Genomic DNA, 25,352 nt, shown 5'->3' with positions numbered 1-25,352 from the left:
CGCCGGAGCAATGCGTGCGCACGTCATGAACGGAGATCAGCCTGTGCCCACCATTCGGCACCAGTTGTCCCTCAACGAGAACTTCGCGGCACCCCTGCCCGGCGTCCGCGAGGCCATCGTGCACAGCTCCGACCGGGTCAACCTGACGCTCGACGCGATGTCGGCGGGGCTCACGCGCGCCGTCGCCGAGCACGTCGGGCTGGACTCCTCCGAGGTGTTCGTCGGCCCGGGTTCGGGGGCGCTGCTCCAGCAGTTCCTCACGACCTTCGCCGGTGGCGGCGAGATCGTCTACGCCTGGCCCTCGTTCGAGATGTACCCGCTGCTGGTGCGCTGCGCGGGCGCGACACCGGTCGCGGTGCCGCTGCGCGATGACGCCCACGACCTGGCCGCGATGGCCGACGCGGTCACCGACCGCACCAAGATCGTGCTGCTGTGCAACCCGAACAACCCGACGGGCACGGTGTTCGCCGACGACGAGCTGCGCGCGTTCCTCGACCGGCTCCCCTCGGGCGTGCGGGTTCTCATCGACGAGGCGTACGCCGACTTCGCCGAACGATCCGCGATCGCCCGCGGCATCCAGCTGGCCGCCGAGGACCCCCGGGTGTCGGTGGTGCGCACGTTCTCCAAGTCCCACGGACTGCTGGGGTTGCGGGTCGGTTACCTCGTCGCCAACGAGTCGGTGGTCACCGCGCTCACGCCGGGCTCGTACTTCTTCCGGGTCAGCACCGTGGCGCAGGACGCCGCGCTGGCCGCCTTGCGCGCCGAGGACGTCATGCGCAAGCAGTGCGCCGAGGTCGCCGCCGAGCGCGACCGGGTGCGCACCGGGTTCGCCGAGCTGGGCCTCGACGTTCCCCGCAGCCACGGCAACTTCCACTGGCTGCGGTTCGGCGAGGACAACGACGCGTTCGTGCGGTTCTGCGACGAGTTCGGCGTGCAGGTGCGCACTCTCGCCGACGGCGCCGGGGTCCGGGTGACCGTCGGCACCGCCGAGGCCAACGACCTGGTGCTGGATCTGACCCGGCGCTTCCTCGCCGGTGACAGGGCAGGCGCCCCTCGGACGGATAGCGCGTGAGATGACCGACGACACCGGAATCGGCTCGCCGGAATGGGCGGAGCAGCTCAGCCGCGAGATGCGCAAGCGGTGGTCGGCGGTCGCCGATCGCACCGAGCAGATGGCCGGGCACGCCCTGCTGGGGCCCGGCAAGATGCTGCGGCCCGTGCTGCTGCTCAACTCCGCCGAGGCCACCGGCGGTGACAGCCCCCAGCTGCTCCCGGCCGCGCTGGCCGTGGAGTACCTGCACGTGGCCACCCTGGTGCACGACGACATCATCGACGACGACCGGCTGCGCCGCGGCCGTCCCACCGTGCACGCCGAGTACGGAATGGCCGATGCGCTGGTCACCGGCGACTTCCTGATCCTGAACATGGTCACCTCCCTGTCGGAGTGCACGGCCGTGCCGCCCGCTGCGGTGCTCGAAGCGGCCCGGGTGCTGGCCGGTGCGGGTTCCGACGTGTGCCGGGGTCAGGTCCGGGAAGCCGAGATGGCGGGCGACCTGAGCTGCCCGGTGAGCGACTACCAGGAGATGGCGGCGCTGAAGACGGGTGCGCTGTTCCGGGGTGCCTGCCGAGCGGGCGCGGTGCTGGCGGGAGCCACCGGCGAGCACGCCGACGCCGTCACGCGCTACGCCGAGCACCTGGGCGTGGGTTTTCAGATCTTCGACGATCTCCTTCCCTACCTGGGCGATTCGACCGGAAAGCCGGCCACCAGCGATGTCGCCAACCTGCGCCCCACCCATCCGGTGCTGGTCGGCCACGAGGTCGCCGACGAGCGGGGCAGGAAGCGCTTCGCCGAAGCGCTGTCGGGCCGGTTGCCCGCCGAGGAGTCCCACGCGCTGATGCGCGAGCTGCTGATCACCACCGGGGCGTTGGAGCGGAGCAGGCAGCGCGCTGCCGAGGAGATCGCGGCGGCGCGGGACAGCCTGGACGGCCTGCCGGGTGCGGTGGCGGTCGAGCAGATGCGCGCGATCGCCGACCTGGCCATCGACCGGAGCCGGTAGGCCGTGCACGGCCGCTGGGCGCGCACGCGCCGAACCCTCTGGGCGCACGTGCAGACCTTCCGCCCGTACACGCTGTGCTACCCGGTGCTGGTGGGCGTGGCGGGCGCGGGTGTGACCGGTGAGGCCGGGCTCGCGGAGTTCGTCATCGCCGGGTTCGGCACGGCGTTCGGCTGGCTCGCCGCGCACTACCTCGGTGACTACTTCGACCGCGAGCTGGACCGGGTCGCCAAGCCGCAGCGGCCGATCCCGTCGGGCCGGCTGGCACCGGACACCGCTCTCGCCTGCGGGATCGGCCTCGCGATCGCCGCGACCGCACTGCTGACCTGGGCGAACTTCCGGGCGCTGCCGCTGGTCGTGGTCGCGCTGGCGGGCGTGGTGGCCTACAGCCGGTTCTGCAAGGCCCGAGGGCTGTCGGGGAACCTGGTGCGCGGGCTGATCACCGCCACGGCGTTCCTCATCGGCGCGATGGTGGCCGCTCCCCTGCCGGGGTGGACCGCGCTCGCGCTGTCGCTGGTCTTCCTGCTGCACGACACGGCGTCGAACCTGGTCGGCACGATGCGCGACGTCGACGGCGACCGCGCGGCCGGGTACCGGTCGGTGCCGGTCCAGCGGGGGCAGCGCTACGCCGCCCGGCTGTCGGTGCTGCTCTACGCCTCGGCGATCGGCATCGCCGCGCTGGGGCTCGCGCTCCCGCACCGGACCGGATATCCGGTGCTGCTCGCGGTGGCGGGCTGCGCCGGGCTGATCGCGGTGCTGCCGCTGCTGCGGCTCGCACCGACGCTGAGCCAGGCCCGCGCGCTGCGGGCCCACGAGGTGCTGGTTGCCGAACGCCTGGTGCTCGCCGCGGCGATCCTCGCCCGCACCGTTCCCGCAGTCCCCGTGGTCGCGTCGCTGCTGCCGGTGCTGGTGTTCAGCGTCTGGACGCAGGCGGCGATGCGCTCTCGCCACGAGATCGCCGACGAGGAGGCCCTGCCGACATGAGCTCCCCTGCCGCAGAACGCGCGGACGTCGTGGTGTGCGGGGCGGGTGTGGGCGGCCTGGCCGCCGCGCACGCGCTCGGATCGCTGGGCCTGCGGGTCGTGGTCGCCGAGAAGCGCCCGACGGTGCCCAGGATCCCCAAGGGCGAGGTGCTGCAGCCCGGCGCGTTGCGGATCCTCGATGACTGGGGCATCAGCGAGGTCCTGGAAGACCGAGGTGCGGTTCGTCTGTCGTCGCTGGTCGCCGTGGAGGCCAAGGGCCGGATGGCGCTGGACTACGCGCAGCTGCCGGAAGGCGCGAACTGGCTGCTGTCGGCCGACCACGAGTCGATCCTGACGGCTCTGGCCGACCACCTGCCCGACACCGTCGACCTCCGCCGGGGAACCTCGGTGCAGGACGTGGTCCGCGACGACGACGGGCGCGTGTCGGGCGTGGCGCTCAAGGGCTCGGGCGAGGTCCGCGCGCCGCTGGTGGTGGCGGCCGACGGCGTGTCCTCGCGGCTGCGCCGGGCCGCGGGCATCGAGGCCGACCGCGAGGACTACCCGCACCGGCTCGTCGCGCTGGAGATCCCCGACGTTCCCGACGCCGCCCGCGAGGTCGTCGCCCACACCACCTCGCGCGGCCTGCGGATGCACTACCCGCTGCCGGGCGACCGGGTTCGGCTCTACGTCCAGATCGAGCCGGACGAGTTCCGGGGCGTGGACCACGACGCGGTGCTGCGCTGGACCGACGAGCTGATCGCCGAGCTGCCCGACCTGGCGGCCTTCGGGGACCGGCTCCGGGCGTGCGCGGCGGACCGGCAGACGCTGCCGGTCTCGCACTTCGAGGCCTCGGGGCTGTCGGCGCCGGGCATCGCGCTGGTCGGCGAATCGGCCCACTCGGTGCACCCGATGGCGGCCCAGGGCATGAACAGCGCCATCTACGACGCGCACGCCCTGAGCTCATGCCTCGCCGCGGAGTCCGACGTGGACACCGCGTTGCGCGAGTACGAGTCCCGGCGACTGCCCGAGATCACCCAGATCGGCAAGATCAGCCACAACGCCGCGCGGATGCTCACCGACCTGTCGTGGGCGGGCCGCGCGATCGGACGGCGAGCGCTGCGCAACACCGGCGCCAACCAGCGGCTCAGCTTCACCGTCATGCACAACCTGTCCGGCCTGGGCCTGCACCCGCTCTCGCCGTTCGACCGGCTCTGCCAGCTCGGACTGCTGCCCGACCCCCGGTCGCGGCGCCGGCCTCGGTGGGCATGAGGACCGGCGCCGCGCACGCCTCACGGCCTGCCGCACTCCACGACGACGAGACCGCCCGGCCAGGTCCGGGTCTCGATCACCTTCAGTCCCGCCTCGCCGGCCAGCACCTCGAAGTCGCCGACCGCGCGCTCCTGACCGCCCAGCAGCACCAGCGACTGCAGGTCGAACGAGGTGTTCTGCTTGGCGTGGTCGTCGCCCGCGAGGACCTCGACGATGACGACGCGACCGTCACCGGCGGCCTCGGCGCAGCGCCGCAGGATCGCGGTCGCGTTCTCGTCGTTCCAGTCCGTCAGCACGCGGGAAACGAGGTAGACGTCCCGGCCCTCGGGCAGCGCGTCGAAGAAGCTGCCCGGGACGAACCTGGCCCGCTCCGCCACCCCGGCCTCCGCCAGGAACACGTCGGCTTCCGCCGCGACCGCGGGCAGGTCGAGGACCTCGCCGTCCAGGTGCGGGTTCGCCCGGACGATCTCGGACAGCAGCGCGCCCTGACCGCCACCGACGTCGATGACGCTCTTCACCGGAGCCCAGTCGAACTCCTCGGCCAGCACCGGACCGGTCTGCCAGGCGTAGGCGGCCATGACGTCGCCGAAGAATCGCCGCAGGTCGTCGTTGCGCTGGTAGTCGTCCCAGAACGGGGTGCTGTGGACCGCGCCGTAGGCCGAGTTCCCGGTGCGGACGGAGTGCAGCATCCCGCTGAAGGCCAGGTCCATCCTGGCACCCGGCCCGTCCAGGAGCAGCCAGTCCTTGAGCCACTTGCCGTCCTCGGCCAGCAGCCGGCGCGACAGCGCCGTCAGACCGTAGGCGCCCTCACCGGTCTCGGCGAACAGGCCGATGCTCACGAGGTGGCGCAGCAGACGTTCGAGGGATTCGCGGTGCGCGCCGGATTCGGTCGCGAGCGGGCCGATCTCGGTCGTGCCACCGGCGATCAGCTCCGGCAGCCGCAGCGTCACCGCGACGCGGATGGCGAAAGGTGTTGCCAGGTCGATGAGCTTGGCGAGTTCGAGACTCGTCTCGCGCGATTCCTCGGAATCCATGGATCTCTGCTTTCTTCCGGATTGAAGACCCGTTCGCCTCCGTGCTTTTCATCCTTACCGACCGCCGAACACCGCGTCAACGACAGCGGCGAGAACAGGTCCGCACACCGGGGAACCCGGCACGCGTTGGCGCGAGCCTGCCCGAAAACCCTTGTACACCAATGGAAGTTGAGGTGACCTTCCCATGACGAGCATCGACGTACGTCCCGCCTCCGGCGCACTCGGCGCCGAGGTGCGCGGACTCGACCTGGAGTCGCTGACCGAGGACTCCTTCGCGCAGCTGCACGCGCTGCTGGTGGAGAACCTGGTGCTGTTCTTCCCCGAGGCCGAGGAACTCTCCCCCGAGGCGCACAAGGCGTTCGGGCGGTTCCTCGGCGAGCTGGAGGTGCACCCGTTCCTGCCCAAGCTGGACGGGCACGACGAGATCGTCGTCCTCGACTCCGATCAGGGCGCGAAGGCCGATGTCTGGCACACCGACGTGACCTTCCAGGCGAGCCCGCCGATCGCCTCCGTCCTGCAGATCGTGCAGTGCCCGCCGCGCGGCGGCGACACGATGTGGAGCAACCAGCACCTCGCCTACGAGAACCTCTCGGCACCGCTGCGGGACTTCCTCGAAGGGCTCACGGCCGTGCACGCCTTCACCCACCCCAACGGCACCGTATTCGAGGCCGAGCACCCGGTGGTCCGCGCGCACCCGGTGACCGGCAGGCGATCCCTCTACGTCAACCGCATGTTCACCCTGCGCATCCCGCAGCTGCGCCGCGCCGAGAGCGACGCGCTGCTCGGCCACCTGTTCAGCTCGGCCGAACGCCCGGAGAACGTCTGCCGGTTCAGCTGGAAGCCCGGTGCGATCGCCATGTGGGACAACAGGGCGACCCAGCACTACGCGGTCAACGACTACGCCGAACGCCGCGTCGGCCGCCGGGTCACCGTCCTCGGCGACGTGCCGAAGGGCGAAGAACCGCGCTGGCCGCACCTCACGGACGCGACCACGGCAGCGGACTTCCGGAAGGACTCCTGACCCGCGCGCTCCCCGGGCTCCGCGCGCCCGGGGAGCGCCCGCCGTGACCGGATCGGCGCATTGTCACGCTCACCCCAACACGGCTACGCTCGTCGCTTCTTCATCTGCCTTAGTGCGCAATGTGGGGATTGGGCTCATGAGCAGAACTCTCGCTCCGCTGAAGGACGACGGTCCGCCGTCCTTACCGCTGTTCCACGGGGTCGTGCAGGTCCTGGAACTCATCCGCGCGCTCTACGGGCGGCGGCACGAGCGGACCAGCAGCAGCGACAGCGGCGGCGGTCTGCCGATGCTGTGCCTGGTCCGGCCGCGGGAGCTGGAGGACCTGCTGCCGGCGATCGGCGAGCGGCTCAAGAGCGCCGAACCGCACCGGGTCCCGCACGCCTACATCCGCTTGGAGCCCGCCACGGCCGATCCCGGGGACGGCGACCGCGCCGCGCAGACCCCGCTGCCACCACCCGAGGTCGACACCATCCGCGGACTGCTCGCCGACATCGCCGAGCAGCTCAACGGCCCGCTCAACGCCCAAGCCGGACGGATGCGCTTCCCCCGGTTGAGCCTGGCGCTGTGGTTGATGCGGCAGGACCTCTCCGGAACCGAGATCCCCAGGCGAGAAGCCGAGCTGCGCAAGCGCCTGTGGCGGCGCGACCCCGCGCAGCGGATCGCGGAGCTGATCAACACCGGCACCGCCGACGCCCCGGACCGAACGGTCTGGTCGGTCCTCAAGGTTCTCGCCCTCGTGCCGTGGCTGTGGTTCCAGCTCAAGATGCACTGGCGGCTGCCGCTGATCGGCGGCTACCGGTGGTTCCGGCGGCAGAGCTACCTGGCGCCGGAGGTGCCGGGGAACTTCCTCGGTTTCGCCGAGCGCCTCACCGAGAACGAGTGGAACAAGGAGGTTCCCGAGCAGGTCGCGAAGTTCCTGATCAACACGCTGCTGGAGGACCTGCGCCGTTCCTACCGCCGCTTTCCCTGGCGGCTGCGCGGCAAGTGGCGCACGACCTACACGACGGTGCTGCTGGACAACGTCACTCGCTCCAACGGCGGTTACGCGCTGCTCAAGCTGGTCAACGACATCCGCAACGAGACGGGCCTGGTCGATCCGCTGCTGCTGATCACCACGAGTTCGCTGGTCCCGCCGCACGCCGTCGAGCCGACGGTGGACAACGTCCAGGACGTCGTCTCCCAAGCGCACGAGGCCGACGAGCAGGGGTACCGCGCGTGGCGGCACAAGCTCGACGCGGCGCGGCGAGCGCGCACGGACATGACCTGGTACCTGCCGGTCGAGATTCCCCCGGCGGCGACCGGGGATTCCCGCAAGAGCGAGATCCGCCGCCACCTGGCCGCGGCGGACAAGTACACGCTGCCACCCCCGCCGTGGTGGTCGCGGCGAACCCTGCCGGTCACGCTGCTGCTGGGGCTGGCAGGCGTGGGGATCTACGTGTACTCCTCGTTGAGCGTCGGCTACTGCGGCATCCTGTTCCAGCCGCCCTGGTACTGGCTCGGCGCCGCACCCGGGCTGACCAGCATGGAGAACAAGTCCGGTGAGTGCGTCGGCGTCACCGACGGCACCTTCCTCGCGGAGTTCATCGACGACGCACCACCCGGCCAGACCCAGCAGGCCGCGCAGGAGGCCGATCCGATCCTGACCGGTCTGCGCGCCATCGGTGACACGATCTCGCGGCAGAACCAGGCGGCGCTGGACAAGGCCGCGGGAACGGGCCGCCCGGTCCTCACCCTGGTCTACCTGGGCGATCTGTCCCCGGGAGCGGGTGCCTTCAACCTCTCGGCCCAGCACGAGACGCTCGCCGGTATCGCGGTGGCCCAGTACGACCAGAACTTCGAACCCAACACGCCGCTGGCCCGAGTGCTCATCGCCAACGGCGGCAAGGACATGGGCCACGGTGTGGAGGTCGTCGACCAGCAGATCGCCGAGCTCGCCAAGCGGGATCCGAGCATCATCGGCGTGATCGGCCTCAACTACAGTCGCGAGGAGACCTTCGAGGTCATCGAAAGGCTCGGTGCCGCAGGGCTTCCCACGGTCGCCTCGACGCTGTCCTACGACAACATCCCCGAACGCTCACCGCTGTACTTCCAGGTCTCGCCGCAGAACCTCACGCAGGCGCGGCGGGCCGTCGAGTACGCGGGCAAGCAGGGCCGCACCGCCGGGGTCAAGATCTACAGCGACGGCGTCGACCCCTACAGCCGCAACCTCGGGAGCGACGTCGAGAACGAGTTCCGCCGGGTCCACCCCGGGGCGACGGTCCAGTGGCTCAACGAGGATCCGCACACCGCGGGCCGGGAAGCCTGCAAGACCGGGCAGGGCGAGCTGGTGTACTACGCCGGGCGGGGCACCGAGTTCCGGGAGTTCCTGGACGGCGTGGGCAGCGGCTGCCCGACCGATGTCCCGCCCATGATCCTGGGCAGCGACGACGTGGCCAGTCACGTCGCCAACCGGGCGGCGCGCTTCGCCAAGATCGGCATCCCGTACTACTACCAATCGTTCGCGGTGGCCCCGAGCACGCCGGACCCGAACGACTCCGGGGGAACCGTGGTCGGCCCGGCGCTGGACTTCTACTGCACGCTCAACATCATCATCGCCGGGCACGATCCGGCGATGCCTCCCGACGAATGCCCGCCCAGGGAGGGGAACCTGTCCCTGGACGGGCACGCCGCGCTCGCCCACGATGCCGCGAGCGTCCTGCTCAGGGCGGCGAACCAGCTCGACCGGGGCGGCCCGATCCCGATCACCGCCGGGACCGTGTGGCGCCAGATCAACGCCAACCAGCACCAGACCGACGCCGACCTGCCGTCGAAGTACGGGCTGGTGACCGGCCAGATCGACTTCGGCAGCGACACCAACAACCGAGTCCCGAAGGACAAGAACGTCTGGACCCTGCACGTAGACCAGGCAGGCCAGGTCTCCGTTCCTTAGCTCCTACGCCTCCCGGCGCTGGACGTAGAGGCGGTTGCCTTCGGGGCCGGTCCACTCCACGCGGACCACACCCGGCACGGCCGCGTGCGGCAGGTTGTCGGGTTCGTGCCAGTGGCCCGCGACCGGGTTCCGGAAGAACGTCGCCCACAGCTGTCCGTCGGCGTCGACGAACAGGTTGTTGTGGCCCGCCCCGATGCCGCCGGTCCAGCGCTTCGAGTAGGGCCCTGCGAAGTGGTCCGAGACCGCGATGATCGCGTCGTACTGGTCCCGTTCACCGTCGGGCGTGTAGGCGTGGCGCTCGGTGTCGCCGCTGCCCGTGGTCTTGTTCCAGGCCGCGTGCACGAGGAAGTACTTGCCTCCGTGCTTGATCACGTGCGCACCTTCGAGGTAGGGCTCGGGCTCGTAGCGCGTCTGCTGGAACTTCGGGAGGTTCGTCTTCTGGACGATGTCCTCCATGTCGTCCTGGAACTCGGCGTAGAGGTCGTTGTGCAGCACCAGCCAGGCCTTGCCGTCTTCGGCGTAGAGGCCGCCGTCGATGTGGTAGTAGACGTTCGGATCGACGCCGTCGGGAGCACCGGGATTGAGCTCGCCGAAGGGCTTTTCGAGGTTGCCCTCCACCACCCGGTACGGGCCCTCGACACCGCCCTCGCTCTTGAGCATGAACGAACCGACCTTGCGCGACTGATCGCCCATGCACGCCACGACGTACCAGGCTCCGCGGAAGTGGTGCACCTCCGGCGCCCACACGTCCCCGCGCTTGTCAGCGCCCTCGCCCGCGTAGCGCTGCCACGGCGCGACCACGGTCCGCCCGGGTTCGTTCTCGCCGACGAACTCCGGCGACCACACCTTGCCCTTCTCCGCGTCGGGCCGGGTGCCGGTGGTGTCCACCAGCTTCCAAGGCCCGTCCAGGGAACCGGCGGTCCACACGAAGATGCCGTCGTTCCACGGCGACGCGGCAGGCAGGCCCGGGGCCCGAGTGGTGCCGGTGGCGACGTAGACCGGTTGGCCGTCGACGATGAAGCAGTTGACGTAGGTGTCGCGCATCCAGACCCGGCCCAGTTCCTCGTCCCGAGGGCGGAGTTCGAGTTCGAGAACTCGGGAGTTGTCGTCCCTGGGCTCCAGGTCCACGCGGGTGTCGGCGGTTCCGTACGGCTCCATCGGAGGCCAGTTCGGCGGATGTTCTTGCTGCGACGACGTTCCCCGACCCCATCCGGTTGCGGGCAGGAAGGTCGCCATCCCCAGTGCACCGACGGTCCCGAGCAGGGACCGCCTGTTCAGATGCGAGCGGGTCTCGAAGTCGGACATCGGGATCTCCTCTTCGTAGCGCGCTGCTGACCGACATGCCCCCATCGGCCAGGTGATCGACGCTACCGGCTGATCGCCGTTCAGGAGCGCGTTTGGATCAGGGCGTGCGAGCCCGACGTCCGCCAGGGCTGTCCGTCCGCGTCCAGCGACGACGCGGTCGCGGGATCCAGTCCGACGAGGACCTCGGACTTGAGGACTCGGAGCGCGGCCAGCGGCCCCGGGAAGTGCGACACCGCGTCCGCGAACGACCGCTCGACCGGCCAGTGGCGGTCACCGACGAGGCGGCGGTAGTTGAGGTCGCCCTTGAAGATCGTCACGGCGGCCGAGGCGAACTCGGCGCGCAGGTCGTCCGGCACGTCGCCGAAGTCCCGCGGCGCGCAGAAGAAGGGATGTGCTCGAACCGCGATCTCCCCTGCTCGCAGGGCGTTCTCGACGCGGTCGCCGACCTGCGCGGACTCACCTCCCAGCCCGCAGAGGTGGTGCAGGACTTCCAGCACGTCGGTCGGGGTGGCGTCGGAGACGTAGTAGGGGCCCGGCTTGACGTGCAGGACGACCCGATCGGCGCGCCCGGTGGTGAGCAGTCGGTCGATGAGCACGAGGTCGGCGGCGAGCTCACCCGCCGCGTTGTCGGCGACGAGGTGGACCACGCCGGGTGCGCCGAACAACGACCAGAACTCCTCGGGCGAGCCCGCGACCAGGCCTGAGGTGGCGCCGCTCGCGTCGGTGGACAGCTGGAACGCCAGGTCGGCCTGGTTGCCCCACACCGCGGCCTGGACCACGGCGGCGTCCCGCTCGGCGTCGCCGAGGTGCGGGAGCTCGTCGAGGGCCTTGAGCGTTTCGGCGGTGGCCGCGTTGTGCAGCTCGGCCCGCTTCATCGGCGCGAACGGGTCCACACCCCGCCACGGCCCCGGGGCGAAGAAGCCGGTCGCCGCCAGCAGCTTGCGGAAGAAGTAGCTCTCGGCCCACAGGAACGAGGTCTCGGCCCACGGCCGGCCGACCTGATCGGCGATCCACTCCGCCCACACCCCGCGGTCGGGCGCGTCGTCCTCCAGCGGCTCGACCACGCCCTCGGTCGACTCCCGCAACAGCGCGGACAACGCCTCCCGCACGTCCGGCCCGAACGGATGCGCGGCGCACAACCGCTCGATCATCACCGGATGCCGCTCGTGGAACACCCGCCACCCGAAGGACCCGACCTCACCGATCCCGATCAACGACGCGCCCACCGAACCGCCTCCACCAGAGCCGCAGGACCACCTCAACCGGCCAGCGACCTTACCAACGCCCACCCCCACACCCCCGCAACCACCACACCCGACGACGGCCCCCGGTGCCGTTGCCGGGGGCCGCGGGGCAGAGGGCAGTTTTGGTCCGAACCATCCAGGATCAACGCCCGAAATGCCCGGTCAATTCAGACCAAAACCGCCCATGCCTCCACCTCATGCGGGTCAGAGGTCGCAGCGGTCCTCTTGGTCCAGGTGGGCCTCGATCCGGTAGTCGACCTGGATGTCGTGGTAGGTCACGTGCGCTCGGACCGGGTTCGGGAGGTTCGTGCGGTCGCTTCCGGAGGTGGAGCGGTCGTCGGTGTCTCCCGGGAAATCGACCCTGGTTTCGGGTACTTCGCCGAAGGTGATCTCGTCGGCGCGCACGGTGCTCGTGAAGGTCACGTCCGGTTCGTTGTCGGTCATCGGCGTCGTTCCCTCCTGGACGGACGCGAGGTGCCCTCTCGGCTGCTGCGACGGGTGCCGCGCTCGGATTCCCCGGTCGTGCGGCGCCTTCGGGTCGGTTTTCCCTCGGATTCGCCCTCCTCGTCGGAACTTCCGTCGCCGACGACGTCGCGCGCTCCCCTGCCGACCTCTTCAGCCGTGCTCCCGACGTCCTCGACGGCCTCACCGGCACCGCTGCCAACCTGCTCAGCAGCTTCACCGGCACCGCTGCCAACCTGCTCAGCGGCCTCACCGGCACCGCTGCCAACCTGCTCAGCGGCCTCACCGGCACCGCTGCCAACCTGCTCAGCGGCCTCACCGGCACCGCTGCCAACCTGCTCAGCGGCCTCACCGGTGCCTTCCCCGACGCTCTCGACCGCACTGCCGGCGCCCGAGCCGACCTCCTCGGCGGCCGAGCCCGCGCCCTCGCCCACGCTCTGGACCGCACCACCGGCCCCGGAGCCGACCTCCTTCACCGCCGAACCCGCTCCCTCACCCACGTTCTCCACCGCACCACCGGCACCAGCGCCGACGTCCTCGACCGCGGACCCGGCGCCCTCGCCAACGCTCTCCACGGCACTACCGGCGCCGGAGCCGACGTCCTTGACCGCCGAACGCGCACCTTCACCCACGTCCTCGACGGCTTCGCCGGCACCCGCGCCCACGTCCTTCACCGCGGACCCCGCGCCTTCACCGACGTCCTCCACCGCGCGCCCCAGGCTCTTGGTGAGGTTCTCCAGGATCTGGGGGTTGCGGTCGATCGTCGTCAGGACCCGGTCGAGGACGTTGGCGACGTTGTCCAGCCGGACGTTGAGGTGTGCCTGCGCCTCCACGCCCTTGATCTGCAGCGCGACTCGGCCGAGCTCGGCGTCGACGCCGACGTTGAGCTTGAGCAGGTCGAGGACCTCGGCCTGGAGGGACACCCGCGCGCGGAGGTTCTCCACCTCCAAGCTGATCTCATCGACCTTCACCAGGGGGATGTCGAGGTAGACGTCCGGATATTGGTCCTTGTGCCAGTCACCGGATGCGGACACCTGTTCCCCCTCGGTGCCGGCTTCCACCAGCTCCGCGCCGTGGCGGTCCTCTTCCGATCGCTCGTCCTTGTCGGCCATCGTCGAATCCCCTCACTCCTGCACAGTCGGCAGGCGCGCTCTACGCTCATTTCCAGCCTTAGTCGACGGGGCTCTCGACGGAGAAGAGGCCTTCGACTCTACGCCCCGCAGCAGCCCGCCTCTAGCTACCTCTGCGAGCACCGGAGGCCGGACGCATCCCACGCTGACGCTGTTGACCAGTACGAACGTCGACTGCTCAGACCTGGACGATCATCGGCGTCGATGTGTGGACGCACCGTTCCGGGGGTAAATCTGACTCAGGCTGCTGCTTCGCAGCCGGAGGATTTCATCGCTCCAGCAGGAGGTCGGGATGAAGCAGGGACCTCAGATCGCGACGGCGGTGGCGATCGGCTACGTCCTCGGTCGCAGCCGCAAAATGAAACTAGCGCTCATGATGGGCGGGCTCGTTCTCGGAAAGCGCATGGGCGATCCCAAGGAGCTGCTGGCGAAGGCGGGCGAGGCGGTGGCCAGCTCGGACGAAGTCGGCGAGCTCGGCAACGTCCTCCGCGACCGCCTCGTCGAGGCGGCCAAGACCGCGGCCGTCGCTGCGGCGAGCAACAAGCTCGATTCGCTGGGCGACAACCTCTCCGAACGCGCCGCCAAGATCCGTTCCCCGCAGTCGGAATCAGCGGAGTCGGATGACGAAGACCAGGAATCGGCTTCCTCGGGGCAGGAACCGGAGTCCTCGGAACAACAGGCGAAGGTCCCGGAACAGCAGGCGGAGGAGGCGAAGACACCGAAGCAGCGTTCCTCGACCGACGACCAAGCCGCTCAGTCGGGCAAGCGAACTCGCGCACCGCGCAAGCCGTCGGCCCCTCGCGCCGCATCGACCGCCCCGAGGAAGAAGGCCGCAGCGTCGTCCACCGGATCGAGGCGCAGGTCGGGTGGGAACGATGGCTGAGACCGAGCAGCGCGACAAGGGACTGATGGACGAGCTCCCGCTCGACCACCTCAAGGAAGCCGGGCAGGAACTCCTCGAAGCGGTGGTCTCCCGAGCCGTCGGTTCGGTCACGGACAAGGTCACCGGCCTCACCGGCAAGCTGACCGACGTCGCCGACAACGGCGGTTCCGGCCTGACCGCAGCGCTCACCGGCGCCAAGAGCCTGGCCGAGGGCAAGTCTCCGCTGAAGTCAGCGCTTAGCGCCGGGATGGCCGGGGCGAAGGACAAGGTCAAGCAAGCCATGGGCGGCGGTAGTAGTGGAGGGGGAGGCAACGTGAAGGTCGTCAACATCATCGAGGAGTTCGACGTCGGTCTTCCGGTTCGCGTCGCGTACAACCAGTGGACCACGTTCGAGGACTACCCCAGTTTCACCAGGAAGGTCGAGAAGGTCGAGCAGGAGTCCGACGAGAAGCTCAACTGGCGGGCGCAGATCTTCTTGTCCCACCGCGACTGGGAGTCCACCATCGTCGAACAGGTTCCGGACGAACGGATCGTGTGGAAGTCGACCGGCGCCAAGGGCTACGTCGACGGCGCCGTCACCTTCCACGAGCTCGCCCCGACCATGACGCGCGTCCTGCTCGTCTGCGAGTACTACCCGCAGGGGTTCTTCGAGAAGACCGCCAACCTGTGGCGGGCGCAGGGACGACGCGTGCGGTCGGACTTCAAGCACATCAAGCGGCACATGATGACGCGCACCATTCTCGAACAGGACGAGACCGAGGGCTGGCGCGGCGAGATCCGGGACGAGGAGGTCGTCAAGACCCACGAAGAAGCGCTCGACGAAGAAGAGAAGGCGAAGAAGGAAGACGAGTCGGACGAGCAAGACAAGGCAGATGAGACGGACGAGGAAGACGAGTTCGAAGACGAGGACGAGTCCGACGAGTCCGACGAGTCCGACGAGTCCGACGAGTCCGACGAGTCCGACGAGTCCGACGAGTCCGACGAGTCCGACGTTGAAGACGAGGAAGACGAGGAAGAGGAAGAGGAAGAGCGAGAGCGAGTACCCGCTCAGAGCTCGCGGTCGAGGTGACCCCGCTGCTCGTGATCAGGGCCACGTCGACTCCGCGCACGGCTGTGTCAACATGGTTGACGGAGTGATCCCGCCTGCGCAGGGTCGACGGCCCGACCACGAGGAGACGAGTGTGGAACCGAGCACCATCCGCCACGACGTCACCGACGGCGTACTCGTCGTCACGCTCAACCGACCAGACCAGCTCAACGCCTTCACCCCCACCATGGCCGACGAGCTGGAGCAGACGTTCGTCCAGGTCAACGACGATGACTCCATCCGGGCGGTTGTCGTGACCGGCGCGGGCCGCGCGTTCTGCGCGGGGATGGACCTCAGCAGCGAGGGCAACGTCTTCGGCCTGGACGAGTCGCGGTTGCCGACGCTCGCCGACATGCAGGACCTCTCCTCCCCCGAACTCCGCCGCATCCGCGACACCGGCGGCCGGGTCACGCTGGCCATCCACGACTGCCGCAAACCGGTCATCGCCGCCATCAACGGCGCCGCCGTGGGCATCGGCGCGACGATGACGCTGGCCATGGACGCGCGCCTGATGTCGAGCAAGGCGCGGTTCGGCCTGGTCTTCGGCCGGCTCGGCATCGTTCCCGAGGCCGCTTCGACGTGGTTCCTCCCACGCATCGTCGGCATGCCGAAGGCCCTCGACCTCGTCTACCGCGCCGACATCCTCGACTCCACCGGCACCGCGGAGGCCGGTCTCGCCGACGCCGTCCACGCACCCGAATCCCTGCTGGACGCCGCGCTGGAGCTCGCCGACGCCTGGACCAAGGGCAAGTCACCGGTCGCCACGGCGCTCACCCGCCAGATGATGCGCCGCAACAGCGCGCTCGACCACCCCCGCGACGCGCACCGGATCGATTCGCTGGCGATGTTCTACACGAGCATCGGCGACGGCGCCGAAGGCGTCGCAGCCTTCACCGAGAAGCGCGACCCGCAGTTCCGCGGCCAGGCCTCGGACCTCCCCGCCTTCTACGACGAGTGGCTGCACGACGACCGCTGACCGAACGGTCCCAGGTAGTTCAACGGGAGTACCCCCTATCTTCTCAATTCCGTTGCGGGCCGGGTGAGATCGCCCTAGCGTTGATCGAACGTCGATTTCTGGGGGATGTTCGAATGCGCGATCAACGATGGCGCCGAGCGTCCGCGGCAATCCTCGCCGCGGGCCTGGGCATGAGTGCACCCGCTGCTGCCTCGGCCGAGCCGGCCGCTGCGGATTCCAAACCGGTTCTGCTGGTCCACGGCTACAACGAGGGCGCCGACGCGAACTGCGAAGATCTGTGGGGCAACGCCCGCTCCGAGTTCGACGGGCGCTCGGTGCGCACGATCGGCTACTACGAGGGCGATGAAGGTTGCAACGAGTACGTCGGCGGCCGGGGCGACAACGACAACGACACACCGATCCAGGACATCGCGAAGGAGCTCGCCAACCACATCTACTCCGACTACACGAGCAAGGGCCGGTCGGTGGACGTCGTGGCCCACTCGATGGGCGGCCTGGTCACCCGCGTCGCGGTGCTCGGAACGCGTGAGGGCTGGGACGGTTTTCCGCCGAAGGTCGACGTCGACGACGTCGTCACGCTCGGCACACCGCACGGCGGGATCACCAAGGACCCGTGCACGGATCCGGCCGACTGCTCGCACCAGTGGTGGCAGATGACGCGCGCGCAGGACGGCGGCTCGGGGTTCATCAGCAAGCTGCACGAGTCCGCGGACGGTGCGAAGGACCGGGGCTTCGACGACCCGTGGGCCGAGGGGATCGACTGGAGCCTGGTCGGTTCCGAGGAGGACACGACCGTCGACTACGACCGCGCCATCGACAAGGGCTACTGGGCCCACCAGAAGTACGGTTTCGACGAGGACCTGAACAACAACGGCGATCCCGACTGCACGAGCCCGGACAACATCGACCACCAGGCGATCCGGCTGGTGCGCGACGGCGACTTCTGCCTCAGGTACTGGCACCACGGCAACGACGGCGGCCCGTTCACCACTGACAAGGGCTGGGCCCCGCTGGAGATCGCCCGCAACGCGATCAACCACAAGGGCGACAACCTCCCCCGCTGAGGTTCCGGTCCTCGCCGTGGCGTCACCACTGGGATGACGCCACGGCGAGGACTGCCGTGATCATGCCCGCGCCGATGAACGCGGTCGCCAGCCGGACTCCGCGGAACTTCGTCGCGCCGAGCCGGGAGATGGTGAGCAGCTGCTGCCGGTACCAGCGCTGCGGGTTCTCGACGATCCGCTCGACGAAGCCCGTCATCTCCTCGTCGGTCATCCGCCTGCTGTGGTGAAACCCGCTGCCGCGCAGTTGCGGTCGCACCACGGCGAGCAGCAGCAGGACGGCCAGCAACGTCAGCACGAGCGCGCCCCACAGCGCCATCCGCCCGGCCGCGGGCAGCGGGATCCGCTGGACCGCCGCCGCGCCGACCGTCACGATCGGCCCGAAGACCGCGAGCAGCACGCTCGCCTTCGTGTCGGTGCGGGCGATCGCGGCATCCGCCCTCGCCAGCTCGGCCCGCAGCACTTCGAGCGCGGCATCGCCGGTGTCCCGCTCCTCACCCTCAACCACAGCGCCACCCACGTTCACACCCCGTTCCGATCACCGCCGGTCCGGCTGTGGACCACCGCACGGCGACGATACGGCGAGGAACGGCTCGGGGTGCGGGGGTTTTCCAATTTCGCGCGAAGTTCGAAACCCCCGACACCGCCGAGGAGGGGACTAGGTGTTTAGGAATGCGGCGGAGCCGCTGTTTCAGGTGCGGGACCCAGCTCGCACCGCCGCGGGTTCTGAGGCGGTTCTCCTGTGAGGACGTGTCGACGTGGTGTATTGGCATACATGAGTCGGCGCGCCCGGAGCAGGAGGACCGCCTCAGGTTCCGCTACCCGCACCGCTGAGCAAAGTGATTCCTAAACAGCTCTTAGGCGTTCAGGTCGGCGCCGCGGGGTTCGCGGACCATGGTGACGGCGATGATCGAGATGACGCTGAGCACCATGATGTACGCGCCGACCGCGTAGGCGCTGCCCGTGGCCTGGGTGAGCGCCTCGGCGATGGTGGGCGCGAAGGCCCCGCCGAGGATGGCGCCGAAGGCGTATCCGATGGACACGCCGGAGTAGCGCACATTGGCGGGGAACATCTCGGCGTACATCGCCGACATCGGCCCGTAGGACAGCCCGATGCCGAACGACAGCACCACGATGGCCAGCGCGAACAGCACGCCGCTGCCCGTTCCCATCATGAGGAACATCGGCAGCATCCACACGAACACGGCCGCGTAGCCGATCTGGAACGTGCGCACCCGTCCGATCCGGTCGGACAGCGCACCCGAGTAGACGGTGAACACCAGCCATCCGACGGCTCCGACGATCGTCGCCAGCAGCACGGTCGGCCGGGACAGCCCGAGGGTCTTGCCGTAGCTGAGGAAGTAGGCGATGACCAGGTAGCCGGCGGCGTTGTTGGCGACGAAGATCAGCGCGGCCAGCACGACGTTGCGGGTGTTGCTGCGGAACAGCTCCTGCAGCGGCGCCGAGGAGTGGGCCTTGCGCTCCAGCATTTCCTGGAACACCGGGCTCTCCTCGACCATGCGTCGCACCAGGTAGCCGAACACGATGAGCACGACCGACAGCAGGAACGGGATCCGCCAGCCCCAGGCGAGGAACTGCTCCTCGCTGGTCGACGAGCTGATCACCCACAGCACCCCGGTGGCCAGGATCAACCCGAGCGGCACGCCGGTCTGCGGGTAGGAGCCGAAGTAGCCGCGCTTGCCGTGCGGCGCGTGCTCGACGGCCATCAGCGCCGCGCCACCCCATTCCCCGCCCGCGGAGAAGCCCTGCACGATGCGCAGCACGATCAGCAGGATCGGTGCCGCGACCCCGATCTGGGCGTAGGTGGGCAGCAGCCCGATCAGCGCGGTCGCCGCACCCATCATGATCAGCGTCATGACCAGCATCGCCTTGCGCCCGAGCCGGTCACCGAACCGCCCGGCGACGACCGCTCCGAGCGGCCGGAACAGGAAGCTGATGCCGATGGTCGCCAGCGACAGCAGGCTGGCCACCCCCGGTGCGTCCGCGCTCAGTGGCTTGAAGAAGTGCGGCGCGAACACCAAGCTCGCCGCCTGGGCGTAGATGAAGAAGTCGTACCACTCGATGGTCGTCCCGACGAGCGTGCTGGCGAGCAACCGCTTCTCTTCCCGGGTGCGACCAGCGCCCGCAGCGTGCTGCACGGAGTCCGACATGGCTGAACCTCGTTGTTCCGTCGTCCTTGTGTTGGGTGTCTGTCTAGTCGGGACGACGCGCCAGGTCGAGTGCTCGAACGCAACGATTCACGGCGAATCCGATTCCACGCCCACCGCCCGGAAGGTCCGCTTCAGTCGAAATGTCTTTCCGTAGTCGGACGTGCACGCTCCGTAGGAGTACGGGCACGGTTGACGCACCGTGCCCGCAGCGCCTCAGAGCGAGAACCGGTCGCCCTTCACCGCGTCGATGAACGCCGCCCACTGCGACGGCGTCGCCGTGAAGTACCCCGCGTCCGGCACCTTCGAGTCACGCACCGCAGCGTGCCCGGATAAGTCCCCCACCTCGATGCACTCGCCGTTGGGATGGCTGAAGCTCGACTTGCGCCAACCGACTACGCGACCAACCTCCACGCAGTTTCCATTCGGCTGGCTACGACTGGGCTTCCGCCAGTCCTGGATCTCGTTCACGGTAGGTCCTCCTTGCTCTCTACGATCGCGCCGATGAGCTCTGCCGTAGCTTCAGGACTCAAGGCCACTTTGCAGATCCAATCGACCGCATGTCGATACTCATGAACATCGTCAGTGTCGACGACGAACGCTCCAGAGCTGTAGTGCTCGAAGTGAACAGCCGACGGAGCGTCCGGAAAGTCGTACATGACGAAGGGACCGACCACGCCGGGGTGCCAGCCAACGTTGGGCGGCACGACCTGGATCGTCACATTGTCCCGTGCCATCAGCCCGAGGAGATGGCGCAGCTGGTCCACCATCACCTCGGGCGAGCCGATCTCGTCCCGCAGGGCGTTCTCACCGACCAGAACATGCAGGCGTAGCGGCGTCTTGCACGTGATCGTCTCTCGGCGGGCGATCCGCACCATCGCGCGAGTTTCGATCTCGTTCGGAGGCAGCCCGCCAGCTTTCAAGAGTGCACGGGCGTAGTCGGTGGTCTGAAGCAATCCTGGAATCAACATGGGGGACCACTGATGAATCGCTGACGCAGACCGCTCGCACTCGACTGCTCCGGCAAGTTGCTGCGGGATTCCCGGTATGCCGACGGTGAGCCAGTTCGGCTCGCTCGCGTGCCTCGCAAGCTCGACGAGTCGCCGCTTTTCCGCGCCGGTCACTCCCGCCGCTGTCAACAGCGACGCCACGTCCTCGGGTGTCGGTACTCGTCGGCCGGTTTCCCAATGCGAGATCGTCCCGTGGCTCATGCCAAGGCGCTTGCTCAGCTCACGCCCGCTGATCCCGGCTTCCTCGCGGACCGTTCGGATCGCTGCAGCAAGCGCTCGCGATCGCGGCGTCATTCCGGTGGTGTCTACAGGCACGAGACAGATCGTATGGCCGCTGACCTGGTATATCCATCCCACGATTAGGTAATTGATCAACGACTACTAGACGTCGATTCTGATTCAGACACCATCAACATCGAATCACCTGGGGGTTGCGATGTACAAATTCCACTGGGTTCCGGCGAACTCGTCGCGACATGCGAGCACCGATGAACGACCGGAAGGCGCGCTGGTCTATCCGAGCGGAACCGCGGTCACGACGTTGTGCGGCAAGGTCGATCAGGTCGCGGACAACACCGAGATCGCATGGCTGTGGGCGACGTGTCCGGAGTGCTACGAAGCGGCGTTGCGGATGGCGAGGGCAGCAGACGGATGACGACACGTCCCTGAATCAGGAACCGCTCGGCTGACTCCCCGCCGACATAGCGGTTCCAGGTCGGCCGGTGCACCTTCCCCTCCCCGGCACCGGCCGACCACCCCTCAAGGCAGAACGCCCGCTACGCGCCCAGCGCGCTGGTGGTGGACGCTCCGATCATGACGACCAAGAAGAAGAGGAGGATCATCACCCACGCCGCCAGGACCACGTACCCCAGCACCAGTCCGGCGATCGCCATGCCGTACCCGGACTGCGGCGGGTTCTTCCTGATGTCGCGCACGGCGATGTGACCGAAGATCACCGCCAGCGGTGCGACCCCGAGAATGCCCAGGACCAGCGCGGCCACCGACATGCCGTTGGTGGGCGCTGGGAACGACATCGCGGGAGGCACCGGTCGCGGGTACGGCTGTTCGGCGGTCATGTTCGGATCCCCTCAGGCTGTTGTCCGGCTCTAGTACGGAAGGGTCCCGGCGGATCTTCCCGGCAGGCAGGGGCGAAAGGCCCGGCCGCAGGCAGTCCGCTGCCGACCCGCCTCACCAGCCACGACGCAGGCCGATCGTGTCGACCGCATGGCCGATTCACTCCGAGCCCTGGCGTCATTCCCGCGCCGAGCCCCGCTGGTCGATCGGCGATCCCGACCGGTCGGCTCCCGCTGGACTCGCTCTGGACCTCCGACTAGGACTGCCCGGCGGGTTCGCGCTGCTGCTCCGGCCTGCGGAGCAGGCGATGGCCGCGCAGTCCGAGCCAGGTGACCAGGGCCAGCACCGAACTCCAGTGCCGGATTTCCACTGAACTCAGACCCACCCCCGAACTTCCACTGAAATCCGGGACCGGACTTCCACTGAAACCGGGCACCATCCCGGACTTCCACTGAAACCGGGCACCGGACTTCCACTGAACTCGGGCACCATCCCGGGCTACCACTGAACTCGGGCACCATCCCGGACTTCCACTGAAATCCGGTGTCGGACTTCCACTGAAATCCGGTGTCGGACTTCCACTGAAATCCGGTGTCGGACTTCCATTGAAATCCGGTGCTCGGGGTCGGGTCGGGGTTGTTCGTTGTTGACCTGGGGTGATCGGCGTCGTAGGTTGCCTAGCAAGCGCTTGGTTCGGCGGAGGAAGTGGTGTCAGTGGCGATGCCGGGGTCGGTTCCTGTTGCGGAGGCGGTGGACCGTCGCCAGGTGCGGAAGGTGGCGTTGTCCGGGCTGCTGGGCACCGTCATCGAGTACTACGACTTCCTGCTCTACTCGACGATGGCCGCGCTGGTGTTCGGGACGCTGTACTTCCCCGGGTCGAACCCCGCCGTGTCCACCATTGCCGCGTTCGGGACGTTGGCTGCGGGGTACGTCGCGCGGCCGCTCGGCGGGTTGATCTTCGGGCACTTCGGCGACAAGCTCGGGCGCAAGTCCGCGCTGGTCATGAGCATGGTGCTGATGGGCGTGGCGAGCGTGCTCATCGGCGTGCTGCCGACGTACTCGTCGATCGGGTTGACCGCGCCGGTCCTGCTGGTGCTGCTGCGCTGCGTGCAGGGGATCGCGGTGGGCGGCGAGTACGGCGGTGCGGCGCTGATGGTCATCGAGCACGCCGATGCGCGACGTCGCGGCACCTGGGTGGGGATCATGCAGGCCGGTTCGCCGCTCGGATCGCTGCTGTCGAACGGGGCCGTCGCGCTGGTGACGTTGCTGCCTCGCGAGGACTTCGTGTCCTGGGGCTGGCGGATTCCCTTCCTGGCCAGCGCGATCCTGCTGATCATCGGCCTGTACGTCCGGTTGAGCGTGGTGGAGAGCCCGCTGTTCCGGCAGGCGATGGCCGAGGCCGGTGAGCGGGAGTCGTTGCCGCTGCTGCGGGTGCTGCGGCGCCCGCGGGCGGTGCTGCTGGCGTGCGCTGCGGGGATCGGGCCGTTCGCGATGACGGCGCTGATCGGCTCGCACAGCGTCGCCTACGCCAAGGGGCTCGGTTACGACCTGCCGGACATCATGCGCGCGCACCTGCTGATCAGCCTGACCGGGCTGATCGGGATCCCGATCTTCTCCGCGCTCTCCGACCGCATCGGCCGGCGCCGGGTGCTGCTGATCGGCGCGTCCGGGGCGGTCCTGTTCGCGTTCCCGATGTACGCGCTGCTGGAGTTGCGGACCGTGCCGGCGATGATCGCGGCGCTGGTGGTCGCGCAGATCTTCCAGAACCTCATGTACGCGCCGCTGGCACCGATGCTCTCGGAGATGTTCGGGACCCGCGTGCGCTACACCGGGGTGTCGCTGGGCTACCAGATGGCGAGCCTGCTCGGCGCGGGTTTCACCCCGATGATCGCCGCCACGCTGGTGGCCGGCACCGGCGGGTCGAGCCTGCCGCTGAGCTGCATCATCGTGGGTGCGGTCGGTGTTTCGATCGTCTCGGTGCTGCTGATCTCCGAGACCCGGGGCCGGGATCTCGGTGAGCAGCGGTGAGCACCTTCGCCGAGATCGTGCGCTCGCGGGCCCGCGACGAGCGGATCGGGCTGCGCTTCGAGGAGCGGTCGTGGACGTGGGCTCAGGTCGTCGCCGAAGGCGCGCGGCGCGCGGCCTGGCTTCGCCGGACGGGTGTCCGGCAGGTCGGCTTGCTGCTGGAGAACGTTCCTGACCACGTGTTCTGGATCGTCGCCGCCGCGCTGGAGGGCGCGGTCGTGGTGGGCATCAACCCGACCCGGCGGGGCGCCGGGCTCGCCCGCGACATCCGGCACACCGACTGCGAGGTCGTCGTCACCGAGACGCGCCTGTCGGGATTGCTCGACGGGATCGACCACGGGGCGTCGGTGCTCAACGTCGACAGCGACCTCGACCGGCTTCCCGACCACGCCGAGCTGCCGTCGATTTCACCGGAACCGGGCCGAACGTTGTTGCTGCTGTTCAGCTCTGGTTCGACCGGGGCGCCGAAGGCGGTGATCTGCTCGCAGGGCCGGTTGGGCGCGCTCGCGGAGTCGCTGGCCGTGCGCACCGAACTCACGCGGGACTCGGTGTCGTACCTGTGCATGCCGCTGTTCCACGGAAATTCGGCGATGATGAACCTGGCGCCGGCGATGCACGTCGGGTCGGCGGTGTGCCTGGCCCGCAAGTTCTCCGCGTCCGGATTCGCGCCCGAGATCCACCGCTACGGCGTCACTTTCGTCAACTACGTGGGACGCACCCTCGCCTACGTCCTCGCGCGGCCGGAGACCGAGGCCGACCGGCGCAGCACGCTGCGGCTCGCCGTCGGCACCGAAGCCTCACCGGATGACGCCGAACGGTTCGCCGAGCGCTTCGGCTGCCGGGTTTCCGAGGGGTACGGGATGAGCGAGGGCGTGCTGCGGATCAACCGGACCGCCGAGAGCCCACCGGACTCGCTCGGCCTGCCCGTGGGCGGACTCGACGTCCGGGTGCTGCGGGAGGACACCGCGACCGAATGCCCGCCCGCGGTGTTCGACGAGCACGGGCGGTTGAGCAACGCCGAGGAGGCCATCGGGCAGATCGTCGCCCTCGGTAAGGCCGACGCGTTCGAGGGCTACTACAACAACCCCGAAGCTCAGGCGGAACGCGTGCGCGGCGAGGACTTCTGGACCGGCGACCTCGCCTACCGCGACACCGACGGGTTCTTCTACTTCGCCGGGCGCACCGCCGACCGGATCCGCGTGGACGGCGAGAACTTCTCCGCGGCATCGGTGGAACGAATTCTCCAGCGCTGGGAGCCGGTCGAAGCGGTGGCGGTCTACCCGGTGCCGGATCCGCGCACCGGCGACCAGGTCATGTGCGCCCTCCAGCTGCGGGACGAGTTCCACCCGGCGGCCTTCGCGGACTTCCTCGCCGCTCAGCCCGATCTGGGCACCAAGTGCCTCCCCCGATTCGTCCGCATCACCGCCGAAATACCCCTCACTGCCAGCAACAAGACGGCGAAAACCCCCTTGCGCCAGGCGGCCTGGCGCACCGAAGACCCCGTCTACCACCGCCCGACCGCCCAGCTGCAATACCACCGCTTCGCCGCGGCCGACCTGCACCGCTGGGAGAGCACCTTCGCCACCCACGCTCGCGCAGCACTGCTGCCACCGGAGCACGACTCACGACGCCGCTGACGGCGGATCTGCTCAGGGCAG

At 69.0% G+C, this 25,352-nt stretch carries 24 protein-coding genes; 13 read left to right on the top strand and 11 right to left on the bottom strand.

The genetic code is table 11. The annotated features are described in order from the left end of the window. Positions 1 to 43: 43 nt before the first annotated feature. From AB0J91_RS06805 to AB0J91_RS06790, 4 genes are read left to right on the top strand one after another with little or no spacing between them, the layout of a single operon-like run. On the top strand, positions 44 to 1,072 hold the full coding sequence (locus AB0J91_RS06805) for an aminotransferase class I/II-fold pyridoxal phosphate-dependent enzyme (protein WP_363864886.1): 1,029 nt from the start codon (positions 44 to 46) through the stop codon (positions 1,070 to 1,072). A gap of 1 nt (position 1,073) precedes the next feature. After that, the gene (locus tag AB0J91_RS06800) at positions 1,074 to 2,057 is read left to right on the top strand and encodes a polyprenyl synthetase family protein (RefSeq protein WP_363864884.1); all 984 of its coding nucleotides are present in this window, start codon (positions 1,074 to 1,076) and stop codon (positions 2,055 to 2,057) included. Between the two features lie 3 nt (positions 2,058 to 2,060). Beyond that, positions 2,061 to 3,038 (top strand): UbiA family prenyltransferase, encoded by a 978-nt coding sequence (locus tag AB0J91_RS06795; protein WP_363864882.1) that lies wholly within the window; start codon positions 2,061 to 2,063, stop codon positions 3,036 to 3,038. Continuing rightward, positions 3,035 to 4,285: an NAD(P)/FAD-dependent oxidoreductase gene (locus AB0J91_RS06790; protein WP_363864880.1), complete on the top strand. Its 1,251-nt coding sequence runs from the start codon at positions 3,035 to 3,037 to the stop codon at positions 4,283 to 4,285. The genes AB0J91_RS06795 and AB0J91_RS06790 overlap by 4 nt, the downstream gene beginning before the upstream one ends. A 20-nt stretch (positions 4,286 to 4,305) precedes the next feature. On the opposite strand, the gene AB0J91_RS06785 is transcribed toward AB0J91_RS06790, so the two are convergent. After that, positions 4,306 to 5,319 carry a methyltransferase gene (locus AB0J91_RS06785; protein ID WP_363864878.1) on the bottom strand — a complete coding sequence of 338 codons (1,014 nt, stop codon included), beginning with the start codon at positions 5,317 to 5,319 and terminating at the stop codon, positions 4,306 to 4,308. A 184-nt stretch (positions 5,320 to 5,503) separates the two neighbouring features. Between AB0J91_RS06785 and AB0J91_RS06780 the strand changes: the two genes are divergently transcribed. Then, a complete protein-coding gene (locus AB0J91_RS06780; protein ID WP_363864877.1) occupies positions 5,504 to 6,340 on the top strand; it encodes a TauD/TfdA family dioxygenase in 837 nt (278 codons plus the stop codon). Positions 6,341 to 6,476: 136 nt separating this feature from the next. Then, on the top strand, positions 6,477 to 9,269 hold the full coding sequence (locus AB0J91_RS06775; protein WP_363864875.1) for an ABC transporter substrate-binding protein: 2,793 nt from the start codon (positions 6,477 to 6,479) through the stop codon (positions 9,267 to 9,269). A 3-nt stretch (positions 9,270 to 9,272) separates the two neighbouring features. On the opposite strand, the gene AB0J91_RS06770 is transcribed toward AB0J91_RS06775, so the two are convergent. The 4 genes from AB0J91_RS06770 to AB0J91_RS06755 all read right to left on the bottom strand — a co-directional run bounded on the left by AB0J91_RS06770 (position 9,273) and on the right by AB0J91_RS06755 (position 13,392). Continuing rightward, positions 9,273 to 10,574, bottom strand: a complete 1,302-nt coding sequence (locus tag AB0J91_RS06770; RefSeq protein WP_363864874.1) for a family 43 glycosylhydrolase — start codon at positions 10,572 to 10,574, stop codon at positions 9,273 to 9,275. A gap of 80 nt (positions 10,575 to 10,654) precedes the next feature. Then, on the bottom strand, positions 10,655 to 11,800 hold the full coding sequence (locus AB0J91_RS06765; protein WP_363864873.1) for a damage-control phosphatase ARMT1 family protein: 1,146 nt from the start codon (positions 11,798 to 11,800) through the stop codon (positions 10,655 to 10,657). 222 nt (positions 11,801 to 12,022) lie between these two features. Continuing rightward, the gene (locus AB0J91_RS06760) at positions 12,023 to 12,262 is read right to left on the bottom strand and encodes a hypothetical protein (RefSeq protein WP_363864872.1); all 240 of its coding nucleotides are present in this window, start codon (positions 12,260 to 12,262) and stop codon (positions 12,023 to 12,025) included. Next, positions 12,259 to 13,392, bottom strand: coding sequence for a hypothetical protein (locus tag AB0J91_RS06755; protein WP_363864871.1), 1,134 nt, complete (start codon positions 13,390 to 13,392; stop codon positions 12,259 to 12,261). Before AB0J91_RS06755 ends, AB0J91_RS06760 begins: the two co-directional genes overlap by 4 nt. Positions 13,393 to 13,702: 310 nt before the next feature. Between AB0J91_RS06755 and AB0J91_RS06750 the strand changes: the two genes are divergently transcribed. The 4 genes from AB0J91_RS06750 (at position 13,703) to AB0J91_RS06735 (ending at position 17,420) form a co-directional block, all read left to right on the top strand. Further along, a complete protein-coding gene (locus AB0J91_RS06750) occupies positions 13,703 to 14,293 on the top strand; it encodes a hypothetical protein (protein ID WP_363864870.1) in 591 nt (196 codons plus the stop codon). Next, positions 14,286 to 15,362 carry an SRPBCC family protein gene (locus tag AB0J91_RS06745; protein ID WP_363864868.1) on the top strand — a complete coding sequence of 359 codons (1,077 nt, stop codon included), beginning with the start codon at positions 14,286 to 14,288 and terminating at the stop codon, positions 15,360 to 15,362. Before AB0J91_RS06750 ends, AB0J91_RS06745 begins: the two co-directional genes overlap by 8 nt. 112 nt (positions 15,363 to 15,474) lie before the next feature. Beyond that, positions 15,475 to 16,356, top strand: coding sequence for a crotonase/enoyl-CoA hydratase family protein (locus AB0J91_RS06740; protein ID WP_363864866.1), 882 nt, complete (start codon positions 15,475 to 15,477; stop codon positions 16,354 to 16,356). Between the two features lie 113 nt (positions 16,357 to 16,469). Continuing rightward, complete coding sequence (locus AB0J91_RS06735) at positions 16,470 to 17,420, top strand: hypothetical protein (RefSeq protein ID WP_363864865.1); 951 nt, start codon at positions 16,470 to 16,472, stop codon at positions 17,418 to 17,420. 22 nt (positions 17,421 to 17,442) lie between these two features. On the opposite strand, the gene AB0J91_RS06730 is transcribed toward AB0J91_RS06735, so the two are convergent. The 4 genes from AB0J91_RS06730 to AB0J91_RS06715 form a co-directional block, all read right to left on the bottom strand. After that, positions 17,443 to 17,925 carry a Pycsar system effector family protein gene (locus AB0J91_RS06730; RefSeq protein ID WP_363864864.1) on the bottom strand — a complete coding sequence of 161 codons (483 nt, stop codon included), beginning with the start codon at positions 17,923 to 17,925 and terminating at the stop codon, positions 17,443 to 17,445. Positions 17,926 to 18,274: 349 nt separating this feature from the next. After that, complete coding sequence (locus tag AB0J91_RS06725) at positions 18,275 to 19,588, bottom strand: MFS transporter (RefSeq protein WP_363864862.1); 1,314 nt, start codon at positions 19,586 to 19,588, stop codon at positions 18,275 to 18,277. 213 nt (positions 19,589 to 19,801) lie between these two features. Further along, the gene (locus tag AB0J91_RS06720; protein ID WP_363864860.1) at positions 19,802 to 20,056 is read right to left on the bottom strand and encodes a DUF397 domain-containing protein; all 255 of its coding nucleotides are present in this window, start codon (positions 20,054 to 20,056) and stop codon (positions 19,802 to 19,804) included. Further along, positions 20,053 to 20,910 carry a helix-turn-helix transcriptional regulator gene (locus AB0J91_RS06715; RefSeq protein ID WP_363864858.1) on the bottom strand — a complete coding sequence of 286 codons (858 nt, stop codon included), beginning with the start codon at positions 20,908 to 20,910 and terminating at the stop codon, positions 20,053 to 20,055. Before AB0J91_RS06715 ends, AB0J91_RS06720 begins: the two co-directional genes overlap by 4 nt. Before the next feature lie 121 nt (positions 20,911 to 21,031). Here AB0J91_RS06715 and AB0J91_RS06710 point away from each other — a divergent pair, with 121 nt between their 5' ends. Continuing rightward, positions 21,032 to 21,250, top strand: coding sequence for a zinc finger protein (locus AB0J91_RS06710; protein ID WP_363864856.1), 219 nt, complete (start codon positions 21,032 to 21,034; stop codon positions 21,248 to 21,250). 121 nt (positions 21,251 to 21,371) lie between these two features. On the opposite strand, the gene AB0J91_RS06705 is transcribed toward AB0J91_RS06710, so the two are convergent. Both AB0J91_RS06705 and AB0J91_RS06700 read right to left on the bottom strand, forming a co-directional pair. Beyond that, positions 21,372 to 21,671: a DUF4190 domain-containing protein gene (locus AB0J91_RS06705; protein ID WP_363864855.1), complete on the bottom strand. Its 300-nt coding sequence runs from the start codon at positions 21,669 to 21,671 to the stop codon at positions 21,372 to 21,374. A 254-nt stretch (positions 21,672 to 21,925) separates the two neighbouring features. Next, positions 21,926 to 22,054 (bottom strand): hypothetical protein, encoded by a 129-nt coding sequence (locus AB0J91_RS06700; RefSeq protein WP_363864853.1) that lies wholly within the window; start codon positions 22,052 to 22,054, stop codon positions 21,926 to 21,928. Between the two features lie 380 nt (positions 22,055 to 22,434). Here AB0J91_RS06700 and AB0J91_RS06695 point away from each other — a divergent pair, with 380 nt between their 5' ends. Further along, complete coding sequence (locus AB0J91_RS06695; protein ID WP_363864851.1) at positions 22,435 to 23,697, top strand: MFS transporter; 1,263 nt, start codon at positions 22,435 to 22,437, stop codon at positions 23,695 to 23,697. Then, positions 23,694 to 25,331 carry an AMP-binding protein gene (locus AB0J91_RS06690; protein WP_363864849.1) on the top strand — a complete coding sequence of 546 codons (1,638 nt, stop codon included), beginning with the start codon at positions 23,694 to 23,696 and terminating at the stop codon, positions 25,329 to 25,331. Before AB0J91_RS06695 ends, AB0J91_RS06690 begins: the two co-directional genes overlap by 4 nt. Positions 25,332 to 25,352: the final 21 nt, after the last annotated feature.

Source organism: Saccharopolyspora sp. NPDC049357 (assembly GCF_040677225.1).
Taxonomy (GTDB): Bacteria; Actinomycetota; Actinomycetes; order Mycobacteriales; family Pseudonocardiaceae; genus Saccharopolyspora.
The sequence above is the reverse complement of the archived record's forward strand: the minus strand, read 5'-3'. Positions and strand labels throughout refer to the sequence as shown.